Source organism: Escherichia sp. E4736 (assembly GCF_005781225.1).
Taxonomy (GTDB): Bacteria; Pseudomonadota; Gammaproteobacteria; order Enterobacterales; family Enterobacteriaceae; genus Escherichia.
In genome coordinates this window covers 251161-265674 of record NZ_VATT01000015.1, presented here as the reverse complement: position 1 = coordinate 265674, position 14514 = coordinate 251161, and the positions used below count along the sequence as shown (strand labels likewise).

General features: G+C 48.4%; 14 protein-coding genes. 5 read left to right on the top strand and 9 right to left on the bottom strand.

The features are described 5' to 3' along the window. The first annotated feature begins 37 nt into the window (after window positions 1–37). Window positions 38–1702 (top strand): methyl-accepting chemotaxis protein, encoded by a 1665-nt coding sequence (gene tsr, locus FEK46_RS12465; protein ID WP_135560109.1) that lies wholly within the window; start codon window positions 38–40, stop codon window positions 1700–1702. Between the two features lie 49 nt (window positions 1703–1751). Here tsr and FEK46_RS12460 read toward each other — a convergent pair whose 3' ends face one another. Continuing rightward, window positions 1752–3110 carry an MFS transporter gene (locus tag FEK46_RS12460; RefSeq protein WP_135408840.1) on the bottom strand — a complete coding sequence of 453 codons (1359 nt, stop codon included), beginning with the start codon at window positions 3108–3110 and terminating at the stop codon, window positions 1752–1754. Between the two features lie 212 nt (window positions 3111–3322). Further along, entirely contained in the window at window positions 3323–4237 is a 915-nt protein-coding gene (locus FEK46_RS12455; RefSeq protein ID WP_135560108.1) for a GntR family transcriptional regulator, read from the bottom strand. A 139-nt stretch (window positions 4238–4376) separates the two neighbouring features. Between FEK46_RS12455 and lgoD the strand changes: the two genes are divergently transcribed. Next, window positions 4377–5399 (top strand): L-galactonate oxidoreductase, encoded by a 1023-nt coding sequence (gene lgoD / locus FEK46_RS12450; protein ID WP_135560107.1) that lies wholly within the window; start codon window positions 4377–4379, stop codon window positions 5397–5399. A gap of 166 nt (window positions 5400–5565) precedes the next feature. On the opposite strand, the gene opgB is transcribed toward lgoD, so the two are convergent. The 6 genes from opgB to FEK46_RS12420 form a co-directional block, all read right to left on the bottom strand. Further along, window positions 5566–7857: a phosphatidylglycerol--membrane-oligosaccharide glycerophosphotransferase gene (gene opgB, locus FEK46_RS12445; RefSeq protein WP_135408845.1), complete on the bottom strand. Its 2292-nt coding sequence runs from the start codon at window positions 7855–7857 to the stop codon at window positions 5566–5568. Between the two features lie 254 nt (window positions 7858–8111). After that, a complete protein-coding gene (gene yjjA / locus FEK46_RS12440) occupies window positions 8112–8606 on the bottom strand; it encodes a DUF2501 domain-containing protein YjjA (protein WP_135404049.1) in 495 nt (164 codons plus the stop codon). A 48-nt stretch (window positions 8607–8654) separates the two neighbouring features. Continuing rightward, complete coding sequence (dnaC, locus tag FEK46_RS12435; protein ID WP_130204755.1) at window positions 8655–9392, bottom strand: DNA replication protein DnaC; 738 nt, start codon at window positions 9390–9392, stop codon at window positions 8655–8657. A gap of 2 nt (window positions 9393–9394) precedes the next feature. Further along, entirely contained in the window at window positions 9395–9934 is a 540-nt protein-coding gene (gene dnaT / locus FEK46_RS12430) for a primosomal protein DnaT (RefSeq protein WP_130259582.1), read from the bottom strand. Window positions 9935–10040: 106 nt separating this feature from the next. Next, entirely contained in the window at window positions 10041–10514 is a 474-nt protein-coding gene (locus FEK46_RS12425; protein WP_135408847.1) for a threonine/serine exporter, read from the bottom strand. Beyond that, window positions 10505–11275, bottom strand: coding sequence for a threonine/serine exporter ThrE family protein (locus FEK46_RS12420; RefSeq protein WP_130204758.1), 771 nt, complete (start codon window positions 11273–11275; stop codon window positions 10505–10507). The genes FEK46_RS12425 and FEK46_RS12420 overlap by 10 nt, the downstream gene beginning before the upstream one ends. 628 nt (window positions 11276–11903) lie before the next feature. Between FEK46_RS12420 and FEK46_RS12415 the strand changes: the two genes are divergently transcribed. Continuing rightward, window positions 11904–12629 carry a response regulator transcription factor gene (locus FEK46_RS12415; protein ID WP_130204760.1) on the top strand — a complete coding sequence of 242 codons (726 nt, stop codon included), beginning with the start codon at window positions 11904–11906 and terminating at the stop codon, window positions 12627–12629. Further along, window positions 12587–13264: a DNA-binding transcriptional activator BglJ gene (gene bglJ, locus FEK46_RS12410; protein ID WP_135560106.1), complete on the top strand. Its 678-nt coding sequence runs from the start codon at window positions 12587–12589 to the stop codon at window positions 13262–13264. The genes FEK46_RS12415 and bglJ overlap by 43 nt, the downstream gene beginning before the upstream one ends. A 37-nt stretch (window positions 13265–13301) precedes the next feature. On the opposite strand, the gene fhuF is transcribed toward bglJ, so the two are convergent. Further along, the gene (fhuF, locus tag FEK46_RS12405; RefSeq protein WP_130204764.1) at window positions 13302–14090 is read right to left on the bottom strand and encodes a siderophore-iron reductase FhuF; all 789 of its coding nucleotides are present in this window, start codon (window positions 14088–14090) and stop codon (window positions 13302–13304) included. Window positions 14091–14230: 140 nt separating this feature from the next. Here fhuF and FEK46_RS12400 point away from each other — a divergent pair, with 140 nt between their 5' ends. After that, a complete protein-coding gene (locus FEK46_RS12400; protein ID WP_130204766.1) occupies window positions 14231–14467 on the top strand; it encodes a DUF1435 domain-containing protein in 237 nt (78 codons plus the stop codon). The last annotated feature ends 47 nt before the right edge of the window (window positions 14468–14514 follow it).

Sequence of the window (14514 nt, the reverse complement as noted above, 5' to 3'; positions counted from 1 at the left end):
GACAACCTGAGTATCAGGTCTGGAGGGAAGAGAAACCATGTTTAAACGTATTAAGATCGTGACCAGCTTATTGCTGGTTTTGGCCGTTTTTGGCCTTTTACAACTGACATCAGGCGGTTTGTTCTTTAATGCCTTAAAAAATGACAAAGAAAATTTCTCCGTTTTACAAACCATTCGTCAGCAGCAATCCACGCTGAATGGCAGCTGGGTCGCGTTGTTGCAGACACGTAACACTCTCAACCGCGCGGGTATCCGCTACATGATGGATCAGAACAATATTGGCAGCGGTTCAACCGTCGCCGAGCTGATGCAGAGTGCCAGTATTTCGCTGAAGCAAGCGGAAAAAAACTGGGCGGACTACGAAGCGTTGCCGCGTGACCCGCGTCAGAGCACAGCCGCAGCGGCGGAAATCAAACGTAATTACGATATTTACCACAATGCGCTGGCGGAGCTGATCCAGCTGTTAGGCGCAGGCAAAATCAATGAGTTCTTTGATCAGCCAACTCAGGGATATCAGGACGGTTTCGAGAAGCTGTATATGGCTTATATGGAGCAAAACGATCGTCTCTACGATATTGCCGTCAGCGATAATAATGCTTCCTACAACCAGGCGATGTGGGTGCTGGTGGGCGTGTTGATCGCCGTGTTAGCCGTCATTGTGGCCGTCTGGTTTGGTATTAAAGCCTCGCTGGTAGCACCAATGAATCGCCTGATCGAAAGCATTTGTCATATTGCTGGCGGGGATTTGGTAAAACCCATTGAGGTGGATGGTTCTAACGAAGTAGGACAACTGGCTCAGAGTTTGCGCCATATGCAAAGTGAACTGATGCGTACTGTCGGAGATGTACGTAACGGTGCTAATGCCATTTATAGCGGTGTCAGCGAAATTGCCACGGGTAATAACGATCTCTCATCACGTACTGAGCAGCAAGCGGCTTCACTGGAAGAGACGGCGGCCAGCATGGAGCAACTGACTGCAACGGTGAAACAGAACGCCGAGAACGCGCGTCAGGCCAGTCATTTGGCCTTAAGTGCTTCTGAAACCGCGCAACGTGGTGGCAAGGTAGTGGATAACGTGGTACAGACGATGCGCGATATCTCCACCAGTTCGCAGAAGATTGCCGATATTATCAGCGTTATCGATGGTATTGCCTTCCAGACCAATATTCTGGCTTTGAACGCGGCGGTTGAAGCGGCGCGCGCGGGCGAGCAAGGGCGTGGTTTTGCGGTAGTTGCGGGGGAAGTGCGTAACCTGGCGCAGCGTAGCGCCCAGGCGGCCCGTGAAATTAAAAGCTTGATTGAAGACTCCGTAAGTAAAGTGGATGTCGGATCTACGCAGGTCGAAAGTGCCGGGGAAACCATGACAGAGATTGTCAGCGCCGTAACACGCGTTACTGACATTATGGGAGAAATCGCTTCAGCCTCTGATGAGCAAAGCCGTGGCATTGATCAGGTTGGTTTAGCGGTTGTCGAAATGGATAGGGTAACGCAACAGAACGCCGCGTTAGTGGAAGAGTCTGCTGCCGCTGCCGCCGCGCTGGAAGAGCAGGCCAGCCGTCTGACCGAAGCCGTAGCGGTGTTCCGTATACAGCAAACGCAACAGCATCAGTATGAAGCTTTGCCAGTGGTAAACGCAGCGTTGCCGGTAGTGTCGCGCAAAATTGTCGTCGCTGATAGCGGGGATAACTGGGAAACGTTTTAATCGCCATGAAAAATGCCCGATAAGCGATGACTTATCGGGCAAGGGAAAATTACTCTTTATGTGGATCGCTAATTGGCTGATGCACCATGAAGATGTACGCCAGCGCACCTGCCGCTGTGACACAACCGCAGATAATCAATGCCAGGCGAAACGAGTTGGTGGTATCAACAATGAAACCGGTAACAACTGGCGCGAAAGAGGCGCAGATGAAGCTGGCAAAGTTCTGGATACTACCCACCGTCGCAGCCATGCGAGAAGCTACTGCTACGTGGACCAGCCCCCAGCCGGATGTTCCGGCAAAGTGCAGGAAGAACAGCGCCATGCCAATCAGTAGAACCGCTGTCATGGGCGTTGTCGCTTGCGGTACTACCAGAGTAAAGGAGGCTGAACAGAACATCCCAGTAACAATACATATCTTACGATTCTTAATCGGATCCATCCCTCTTTTGACCAGCCAGTCGGTCGCATATCCGTTGAGCAGCATCCCTGTTCCCCCAAACATAAAAGGTATTGCCGCCATCAAACCGGTGCTTTTTAAATCCAGGTGATAGACTGTTTGCAGGTAACCTGGCAACCAGGCAATGTACAGCCACCCTGCATAGTTCATACCACTGAAACCGAGCATCATTCCCCACATTGTGCGGTTACGAAACAGGCTGCGCCATTCGGCAAAATTGAGTGGATCGCGGCGGGTATTGACGCTACCGCTGTTAAGATAGGTTTGTTCAACGGCGGTCAGTGTTATCTGCTCGCGGTTGCGATAGAGCATAAACCAGGCGATGGCGAGAAAAATGCCCAGTGTGCCAATGGAAATAAACATTCCACGCCAGCCGATGGCCAGCATCATCGCTGCCAGAATCGGTGGGCTTAAGGCAATGCCAAGGACGGAGGCTGCGTTGAAAAAGCCCATAGGACGCCCACGCTCTTTGATGTTGAACCAGTCGTTAATGACTTTGACACCACACGGGTTCATCGGTGCTTCACCGAGTCCCATACCAATACGTACCAGCACAAACTGTGTGAAGTTGTGTACCAGGCCAGACATTGACTGGAACAGCGACCAGACGATCATCCCCAGCCCAAGTATCAGTCGGGGGCCTTTACGGTCCAGCAGCACGCCGCTGGGCAACTGCCCAATCCCGTAAGAGAGCGAAAACACAGAGAGCAACGCACCAATTTCGGTGGCGTTTAACCCCAGTTCTTGACGAATAGTTAAATTCGCAACTGACAGCGAGCTGCGATCAAGAAAGTTTATTACCGCTGCAACAAATAACAAAAACATGGCGATGGTTCTGATGCGTTTAATTCGGGGGCTGCATTGAACTAATTTCTCTGGCTGCTCAGGTATATCTTCCGATAACGAACTAAACGAAGAGCGTGGTGCGAGGTTAATATTTCCTTTTTTCACGCCGGACTCCTGTGTTTATATTTAATCGTTTGCGTAATAATATATTGCGCAAGGTTGATATTAATGGCAGATGAAAGCTTTAGGCTTTCACTACCGCTCACAAAAATATTTATAGTCGACTGATTGTGAGAATAAGTAAGCGGGAATTTTGCTGTGTTTATATTTTGATAAAACCGTGCACAAGCTAATGGTTTGCTGTTTTTAATCTGTACTTAATGAGGGAACCGTTTGTTCTTATTGATGGAGCGAATCATCGATTGTTTGGCTGAATTTAAATGGCTACGTAGTGTGATAATGGCATCCAGATTGCTGCGACATATCAAAGCGCATAGAATGGTCATATGTTCATCTATAGCAATAATATTGCGCTGCTTGAGATCGCTTTCATCCCATTGCAGATGAAAATGAAAGATAACTGAGATTATTTCAAACGAGTGGTCAAAAAAGATATTCTCGGTCGCTGAAAGAAGTAGGGCGTGAAAATCTCTGTCCAGTTGTGAGAACATGCGAAAGCTGCTGCCGATGTTGTCCCGTAGCGTCCGGTGACGTTCGAGCATGGTTTTTGCCTCCAACCAGCGTGGATCATTATCAGGCAGGTTGAGAAAATGCTTAATTGAGTGCGTTTCAAGCATTTCACGCAGTTCAAAAAGCTGTTCGGCGTAGGACTGGTCGAATTGCTTCATGCTCCACTGGCCGCGTTTTTCACTTTGAATAAAGTTATAACACCATAATTTTGAAATATATTTCCTTGCTGTCATTGAGCTAACTCCCGCCGCTCGTGCCAGTTGTAGCTCAGAAAAAGTTTCCCCAAGGAGTAACTGACGCTGATTTATCATCGTAAAAAAAAACTGCTCAAATACTTTATTTTGTTCATTCATCAAAGTAGTAGTAGAGGCAAATCCGTCGTTATGATCAGGTTTACGCGCGATGACGTATTCGTTTCCTGACAGGATAATGACACCGCATTGGTGTAAATGGCTAAGAATATGACGCACCGTAGTTCGACTGACACTGTACATTTCCGCCAGTGCGCTTTGCGAAGGGAGTGGGGAAGGGATATACCCACGTGCCATATCATCAATGAACTGGTTAATCACATTGTGGCGTAAATTTTTCGAACGACTCATATTTTCCTCCTTGTCGCGCCATTAAAACCCGATTTAAAACATTTTTATGTGTGTGTTTTCACAAAATGGATTTTACGTTGCGCAGGTGTTTTTTATTTTTATAAATATCTAAGAAAATGAAAAAATGGAGAACGGAATCATGTCTAAGATAAATATATTAATTTGTCAGAAACCAAAGGAGTTAGTCTGGAAACAACGTGAAATGCCTATTCCTGGTAACGAAGAAGCATTAATAAAAATTAAGTCTGTTGGGATTTGTGGTACCGATATTCATGCCTGGGGTGGAAATCAACCATTTTTTAGTTATCCACGCGTTTTAGGCCATGAAATATGTGGGGAGATTGTTGGATTGGGAAAAAATATTGCTGATCTTAAAAATGGTCAGCAAGTTGCGGTTATCCCTTATGTTGCGTGTCAGGAATGCCCTGCGTGTAAAAGTGGTCGCACCAATTGCTGTGAGAAAATTTCGGTCATTGGCGTGCATCAGGATGGCGGTTTTTGTGAGTATTTGAGCGTGCCGGAGGCGAACATTTTGCCTGCCGATGGTATTGATCCGCAGGCGGCAGCGTTGATTGAACCTTTCGCTATTAGTGCTCATGCAGTTCGTCGCGCAGCAATTGCGCCTGGTGAGCAGGTGCTGGTGGTCGGGGCGGGGCCAATTGGTCTGGGCGCGGCAGCAATCGCTAAAGCCGATGGCGCACAGGTGGTGGTGGCGGACACCAGTCCGGCGCGGCGTGAGCATGTGGCAACGCGTCTGGAGTTACCCGTGCTGGACCCGTCAGCCGAGGATTTTGACGCGCAGCTGCGAGCGCAGTTTGGCGGTTCGCTGGCGCTGAAAGTAATCGACGCGACAGGTAATCAACATGCGATGAATAACACCGTGAATCTGATTCGTCACGGCGGCACGGTGGTCTTTGTCGGTCTGTTTAAAGGCGAGTTGCAGTTCTCCGATCCGGAATTCCATAAAAAAGAAACGACGATGATGGGTAGCCGAAATGCCACGCCGGAAGATTTCGCGAAAGTCGGGCGGCTGATGGCGGAAGGGAAAATCACTGCCGACATGATGTTAACCCATCGCTATCCGTTCGCCACGCTGGCAGAAATCTATGAGCGCGATGTGATTAACAATCGTGAGTTGATTAAGGGCGTAATTACTTTCTGATAATCGAGTTGCCATGCAGCGCCCGGGGAAATGTTGGGCGCTGTTTTTTCTGTTTTCAATAATGTTTTGTAGGTCGGAGAAGGCGTTTTCGTCGCATCCGGCATTATGTACTCAATGTTGGATGCGACGCTTGCGCGTCTTATCTAACCTACAAATCAGTCAGTGATTACCCTTCACGCGCCACCACTTTGATTTCCACCATACCAATGCCGAGCTTACGCGGCGAATGGCCGAGAATATTCCCTTCGTTGGTTGAGACAGGTTCTGGCGGAACAATTACCAGCGTGTCGGCATCGGTTGGGTTCTCGAAATGCAGCGTGGTGGTGGTCACTTCATTGTCCAGCACGATGGTTTGTTCTTCGTTGCCTACGCGTACCGGAATGGGACGGCTGGCGTTATTACCGTATGCTTTGGCGGTGATCACCAGGTCAAATTTCTTCGGCAGAGGATGTTTGTACTCGATTTTCACTTCATCGCCCAGCTGCGCGTTGGACCAGCGTCCCCACGACTCCGGACGGGAAATCCCGCTAAACTGTTTCACTTCTTCCGGTGCACCTGCGACGTTAAAAATGAAACTGTCGGCTTTGTAGCGAATATCGTTATCGACAATCTTCAGCGTATCGACATTGCCTTTGTAGCGTTCCATATCGATGACGGTATCTTTAAATACGGTTTTGCCCTTCCACGTCGTTTTATCAACATGTTGAACAATTTGCTGACCACCAAGCTGCCCCTGGGAAACACACCAGTCAGTGGAGAGAGCCAACTCTGGCGCCCATAGCTGCGCCATCTTGTAGCAGCGATCAACCCAGACGAAATTGTCGCGCGGCGCGAAATCGGCCAACTGGAAACGAAGTGGTGCAGAATATTCACTTTCTGGCAGTGGTTCCACACGTTTATCCGACACGCGTAACAGCAGCGGCAGACGGAAATGGGTACCCGAGAAGGCGATCATGTTTTTATTCTGATCGATGGTGAACTCTTTCATCTCGGTGGGGAATTTCCACAGACGAATGATATCGGGCTTCCACGCCAGCACTTTCTCTTTAATGTTGAGGAACACTTCCGACATGGATTGACCAGAGAGGCTACTACGCCCAAGGCCGATAAAGTTATCGCCACCAAGAATATCCAGCACTGTAGCGCCGTTGTCCATGGTGTTGCGCTTCACCGCCAGCGTCTCTTGCTGTGGCTTGTCGCCACGAATGACGAAAAACAGGTTGTTACGATCCTGTTTATTAAGGTATTTCCACGCCGTGTTGTTCATCGCTAAATGGTCAGATGAGACGACGATGACGGTATCTTTAAACCACGGTGACGCTTTGATTTTATTGATAAACGTCGCGATGTTCTCCTGGCTGCAACTTACCGCACTGAATGACTGATTCGGCTTACCGTCAAAATCATATTTTTTGCGGTTGCAGGTGCGAGAGATAAAACCATCCGGGTGATGGGTATCGACCGTCAGAGTAAACAGTGAGAATCGCTGACCAGAGCGGGAAAGCTCTTCAAACTTTTTCCACGCTTCATCCAGCACGGTATCGTCGTAGAATCCCCAGTCGTTGCGATAATGCGGATCCGCCACCACACTTTTCAGCTCTTCTGCACCATACAAATGGTCGAAGCCGTGTGATTTCAGGAACACATCTTTACCCGCAAAACGCAGGTTAGCCCCTTGCACAAAATAGTTCTGATAACCTGAGTTTTTCAGGATATCGCCAAGACAGATGTTCTGCGGGAAGAAGCTGGAAACCGAGGCAGAGGCGTTACCTTCAAACGGAGCAAACAGTGGAATCCCGCACTGAGACGCCACCATGCCCGCGATAGTGTAATCCGTTCCTGGTAGTTGCTGAGTATGACTGAAATCCAGCCCTTCATTTTTCAGTGCGCCCAGTTCGGGAGTGAGGTCCGGAAAAGCGTCGTTATCAAAATAGGTCCGCTCCAGACTCTCACCATAGATATAAACCAGGTTAAGTTTGGGGGCAGGGATGGTTTTCGACGGTTCTTTATAATAAGCAGCAAAGTCAGGATCGCCGTCGCGTGACTGGGATTTTACCAGCTCCGTTATCTGGCGAAACGCCGGGCTGGCGTCCACAGAACCCAGCGCCAGTAAGAGTGCCAGCAGGCTGTAGCCAAAATGGTGAGGATGATGACGGCGTCGGCGTAGGATCCAGCCCAGCGCGCCGAAAACTACCGCCAGTGCCAGCACGATACCCACTCCCGGCAGGATATACTTGCTGACGCCAGCACCGGTCAGGCTGTTAGTTAAGGTATAGAGCACCGCGTCGTTAATGCCGTCGCCAGTAAAATAGTCACTGGCAAACAGGGTAATGTTTAAAACGACAAATAACCCCAGTACCGTTAACGTGGCGGCAAACCACCAGGTGTTACGTCCCGCTTTCCATGCGTAGATCAGCACAGAGGCGAGAAATAGGGCGAAAGAGAATAGTTCTGACAACGGGCGATCCTCACTAAAACAGGCCGGTTAGCCGATGTTTAAGATTTTTTGAGAAACACAATGTAATGGTGCTGCCATATAGCTGCAATTCTAGTGTCAAAAAAATGCGATGTTGTTAGGAATTAGTTTATAAACAGACTTTTTTGCGCAAGAAAGCTTCCCGTGTAACAGAGGGAAAGACGTCCAGAAACAGGGAAAAGAGCGGGGAAGGGCCGCGTTAGTTTGTTAATAGCTAAAACGCGGCGTTATGCGGATCAGGAAATAAAGTTCAGACCTTGCTTTAACACCAGATCGCAGGCTTTGGTTTTTACCTTTTCAGCCAGAGGCGTCGTACCGATGTTATCCAGGTTAAGCTGCTGACCATCTTTGGTTTTTAGCAAACCCTGAATGCCATCCAGATAGTTGGTATCTTCTTTCTGTTCTTCGCTGTTCAGGCCCAGCTTCTCCAGGACCTGATTTTTGATGTTTTCCGCGTCGGTAACTGAAGCCAGTTTTTGCTTCGCGCAGTATTGCAAAATGCCTGCGGCATTGTTCATGTTGTCTGCGCTTAACGCTTGGTTGCCACTACCAAGCAGGTTAGTTAATGAGGCGAGCGACCAACCGCCTTCCTGTGTGGTGCTGTTTTGGTTGCCAAGTTCGCTGGCGGCGCTGGAAAGCGCATCTTTCCAGGACGCGGCATGCACCCCGGTGGAAATTAATGCGCTGGTGGCAATTGCACAGCACAGAAGGTGTTTAATAGTTTTCATCATCATTACTCAAGGTGGAATTGTGTCGCAGTATAGCGCCGGAAAGGAGGATTAATACTCTTTACCCGTTACCCGGCTACGATAGCTTTCCCAGTTAAAAATAACCCACAGACTGTTACCCAGTCGCATACGATCCATAACGCGTTCGCCCAGTAACTTGGTCATCTCGTCCATATTGCTGTTGGTCAGCATCCCGGTCGGGCGTTTGGAAGAAGAGCGGCGATCGACGATCTGGTTGATGATCACTTTTTCGTATTTCGATTCGGTCTGCACGCCGATCTCATCGATCACCAGCAGGTCAACGTTGCTCAGATCGTTAAGCAGTTGTTCTTCGCTGGTACCGCTATTTCTGAAGGTATCTTTCATCGCCGACATAATATCGGCCACGGTGATGATCAATACGGATTTACCGCGTAGCAGCAGTTCGTTGCAGATTGCCGCCGCCAGATGGTTTTTACCCGTTCCCGGCTTGCCAGAAAAGATAAAGCTGGCGATGTTGCCGTCGAACTCTTCGACATACTGGCGCGCTTTGCTCAACGCATTCATCTGCCCTTCGCACTCAACACGATAGTTCTCAAAGGAGCAGTTTTGATGCAGTGGACGAATGCCAGAGCGGTTAAAGGTACGCTGCATTTTCATCGCCCGATTCTCGCGCTCAAGAGCGGCGGCACGGAGCGCCCCTTGTTCTTTCTGCCACGCCAGAAGTTCTTCACCCGTTTTGAAGGCGGGTTTGATATGGGCTGGCATCATTTTTTGCAGACGTTGCATCAGGTCGCCAACGTTTTTCATCGTTACCCTCTGAATCCCGGTGGAATTTGGCTGTCAGGTTCACTGACTGTGTTCACATCTCGTTTCGTTAATCCGCCATTGCTGGCACGACCTATTTGCAGGCTGCGCGCCAGTTTTTGTTGCCACTGCACATGATGGAAGACTTTGCCTTCCGCCTGCCAATAAGAAATAAATGACGCCAGTTCTTCGGCGGTTACCGGCTCTTTTAGCGCCACGCCCCATAATGCCGCCTGACGGATAAAGTCGGTATCGGGTTGCCAGTCTGGGTACATGGCGAATTTACCCATGGGTACGGCAACGGGGGCGGCTTGCGGTTCCTGATAGAGTTGATCGTCCAGGGCCACGTCACTTCCCGGACGCGTCAGTTTTTCTTCCAACGCCAGCAGTTCAGCAAGACGCGCGGGCGTAACGGCATAAAACGCCGGGGCATTGTTGGCAAATACGGCAACCATGCCGCCTTCTGCTTTTGCCAGAACGGTTTGGTGATCGTGTACCAGGGCGTCAATACCAACGACGTCCGGGGTCAAAACTCTGGAGGACATACTGTTTCTCAATATGGAACGATGAACGAGAAGGGAGATTACTTTTATAGTAACACACGGATGAGGCCAGGCAGCCTCTCATCCATGTGCTTTAAGCGAGGCAATTTTATACGCGGGGGCGCTTGCGGTACAACCACAATCCAGGAACGGAAAGACCGATGGATAACGCGCCAACAATTGATGAAGCGGTAAGAAAGTTAGTTAACAGGGTAATCATTAACGGCTCGCTGTAACCTAACTGACTGATTTTTACCGCTGAAATCATTGCAGTATACGCCGGGATGCCCGGGAACATCGGAATGACAGCCGCCACGGTAAAGACTTTCGGGTGCGCCAGATACCAGCGCGACCACTGAATACCAATGGTGCCGACCAGTAGCGAAGCCATAAACGTCGACCACTCAATATTGAGTCCAGTAGTCATTAAAATCATTCGCGAACCATGACCCATCGCGCCAAGCAGCGTACACCAGCGTAATGCCCGGATTGGCACGTTGAACACCATCGCAAAGCCGACTGCTGGGATTGCCGCGAGAATCATATCCTGCGCTAATGCTAATAGAAATTCGATTACACCCATCCGCGTAGCCCCCAAATTGTGAGTGCCATCACCACGCCAACGCAGGTTGCCAGTGTCAGCAGGCTGGCAATCGCCCAGCGTGCCAGTCCGGTATTTATATGACCTTTAAACATATCGGCTACAGCATTTATCAACGGAAAACCCGGCACCAGTAAAAGAACACTGGCCGCCATTGCCACAGTAGGCGTATGACTGAATGTCGGAAGTTGTAGAAGAAGGCCAGAAATTGTGGTGGCGGCGAAGGCAGTGATGCAAAAGTTTATTTGTGGATGGAGGTGGCGTTGTGCCAGTAGCTGGCGGATATACATGGCGATCATACTGGCGAAGAATGTAATCAACGCACCATCCCAACCACCGTTATTCAGTTTACAGAAACAGGCGCAAGAGAGTCCCACCATCAAAGCGACCAGCCAACGCGGATAGCGCAGGGGATGTATTTGGCTAAAACGTTTCTCAACACCTTTGTAATCCAGCAGCTTATGTTCCGCCAGAATCACAATGTGTTGTACCTCAGTAACCACATGCATATTAATGCCGCGATCGTGGTTTTTGCGCGTAGATGTCAGACATTGACCATCTTTAATGGTGGTCAGCACTATGGCGTTCGAAGAGATAGAACTTTCGACGCAGTCCATCCCTAACGCCCGACCCAGTCGTGAGGAAAGCTCATCAACCAACGCACTTTCCGCACCATGTTGTAAAAGAAATAATCCGCACTGGATACATAGCCGTGTAACGGCTCGCTGTTGCTCTGTTTGCATAACTCGCCCTTTGTTATAGACGCGTTGCGTATTTTTCAAAAAATGAGAACCCTTTTGTATCACGAAGCATGGCTGTTTTGACGTTGGTTAAGATCAAAATTGCGCTGATTAATCCTGGTTGCGGTGATGAGTTCGCTGAAGGGAAGCGATGCAAATTTTGAGTGGAATAAATAATTTCATGAATATTATCATTAAAATGAATTTATCGTTTTATTTTTACGCGTTTGAGTAATGACTGATGAAATCATTTTTTTCGGAACCGGGTAAGAAATATCCTTCAGTTTTTATTGGTTTTTTTCTTGATATTCTGGCTAAAGGCGTTTCATTTAACTTTTATTCGTTATTTTAAATGATATCTTAAACTGATTGGTTTTGAGGGTTTTGATTAAGTATTTCTAACAACATAATTTAGATATTTTAAATGTGTCAGAGGTATTTTTCCAGGTTATTATTTGATGCTAGTCTCCTGAAACATACAAAGGATTTTTTGTGTGGCTGGGGTAAACTGATATGAAGTGAATGCTAAGGATAAATTATTCGCTCAATCTATTAATTTGTTGGAGTCATTTGAAGGGTGAATGTCCTGAATAAACCATCATAATTTATAGACAGTGGATATGGAGGATATATGTTGCCAGGATGCTGCAAAAATGGAATTGTTATCAGTAAAATACCCGTTATGCAGGCAGGGTTAAAAGAGGTCATGAGGACCCATCTCCCTGAATACGATATAACGAGTAGCACCTCTGCGGAGGAGCTGACCATATTACAATTACGTCGTGCTGGGTTAGTTATTGCCGATTTAGCCGGACAAACAGAAGATCCGCGTTCTGTTTGTGAACATTACTATTCATTGATCTCACAATACCGGGAAATTCATTGGGTTTTCATGGTTTCGCGAGCCTGGTACTCTCAGGCGGTGGAGCTGCTTATGTGTCCAACTGCGACGTTACTGTCCGATATCGAGCCTATTGAGAATCTGGTCAAGACCGTTCGTTCCGGCAATGTCCATGCAGATCGCATCAGCGCCATGCTGACTTCGCCTGCAATGCCGGAAATTCAGGAAGTTGGTTATCGCACCGTGATTCTTACCCTTTCTGAACGCAAGGTACTGCGGCTGTTAGGTAAAGGATGGGGCATCAACCAAATAGCTTCATTGCTTAAGAAAAGCAATAAAACCATCAGCGCACAAAAAAACAGTGCGATGCGTCGGCTGGCAATTCACAGTAACGCTGAGATGTATGCATGGATTAATAGCGCACAGGGGGCAAGGGAACTTAACTTGCCTTCTGTTTATGGAGATGCCGCGGAATGGAACACAACCGAATTAAGAAGAGAAATGTCGCACTCATAGAAAAGTGCGTCATGAGCAGTATCGGTATTGAGAGTTTATTCAGAAAGTTTGCGGGTAATCCTTATAAACTCTATACGTACACCAGCCAGGAGGCTTTTCAGGATGCTATGTCGCGGGTTTCATTTGCGGCGGTCATTTTTTCTTTTTCTGCCATGAGAACTGAGCGCAGGGAGGGATTATCTTGTCTGACTGAGCTGGCAATCAAATTTCCACGTACCCGGCGTTTGGTTATTGCGGATGATGATATTGAAGCGCGATTGATTGGCTCATTATCGCCTTCTCCTATGGATGGTGTGTTAAGTAAAGCATCAACACTGGATGTTTTTCACCAGGAGCTGTTTCTGTCATTAAATGGCGTGCGTCAGGCGACCGATCGACTGAACAACCAGTGGTATATTAATCAAAGCCGGACGCTGAGCCCGACGGAGAGGGAAATATTACGGTTTATGTCGCGTGGCTACTCAATGACGCAAATTGCTGAACAGCTTAAACGGAATATAAAAACGATCCGCGCGCATAAATTTAATGTGATGTCGAAACTGGGTGTCAGTTCTGATGCCGGATTGCTTGAGGCGGCAGATATTCTGTTATGTATGCGGATTTCAGAAACAAGTAATGTGTTGCATCCATATTAATCTACTTAATGCCGGGTTTATCCTCCCGGCAGTGTGCTTATTTCAGCGTGCAATCCCCACACTGTTGCACATCCGGTAAGCGATAACGCTGGCAACAGGTGCGGCGCACCAGCAGGCCGTCGCGCAGCACGACTGTGCGCCACAATGGATTATCTTCGCCGCTGGAGAGCGTTTTCTCAAAGAACAGGGCATGGCGGAGCGATTCAACTAACGCCTCGCCAAGCAACTGCTTCATCTCGGTCAGATACCAGTTAATCAAATAACCGGTATTACTCCAGATAAGTTTGCCGTTAATTTCACCTGTCGCTTCTAATGCCTGCACAACCGGAACCAGCGCCTGGCTGATTAACGTTTCCATTCGCTGCTGTGGCGAATGTGATGTTGCGTTTTTATCTTCACACACATCGACCCAGAAACAGGCGGCGCGTCCGGTTTCGTGAAACTCAACGTGGAAATGTTCCGGGGAAAGATCTAACGCTTTATCCTGCGTCAGCAGCGCCAGCATTAATGGCGGCACCATCAGGCCGATATACCATTGCGCCCACAGTGAGATTAGCGGTTTGTTCTCGCGGATCATCATTGGTTGATTGCGGTAAATATGATCGGAGTAGACCGCCAGTAGAGAACTTAGCGCATTGGGAGAGGACCATTGCGCCAGCGTCATGGCACTAAGCGGGGCGGGTTCATCCAGACGGATAAACTCCAGCAAATGTTCACGATGTTCGGCGATCGTCGCGCGAACCGCTTGTGCAAGCGTGGGATCTTGCGGCTTGAGATGCGTTCGCCAGATAACATCTTCATAGAGCGGTGCGGAACGATAGGCCATAATCGTGATAGTAATCTAAATGATAATGATTGCTAATCCTAGCGATAGGTTTACCCGATAGCAAGGGATTTTTCTGGTTTGCAAATGATAAAAATTATCATATGATATTGGTTATCATTATCAATAAAAGAGATCAAACCATGTTGCAACGTATGCTGGGCAGTGGCTGGGGAGTGTTGCTGCCGGGATTGCTGATTGCAGGGCTGACATATGCTGATTTATCGCCGGATCAGTGGCGGATTGTGATTCTGATGGGATTAGTATTGACGCCGGTGATGCTGTATCACAAACAATTACGGCATTACGTTTTGCTACCATCGTGCCTGGCGCTTATTTCTGGCGTTATGCTGATGATAATGAACGGGAATCAGGGATGATAAAACAGGGAAGGAAGTAAAGATAATTGGTGCGAGGGGGGGGACTT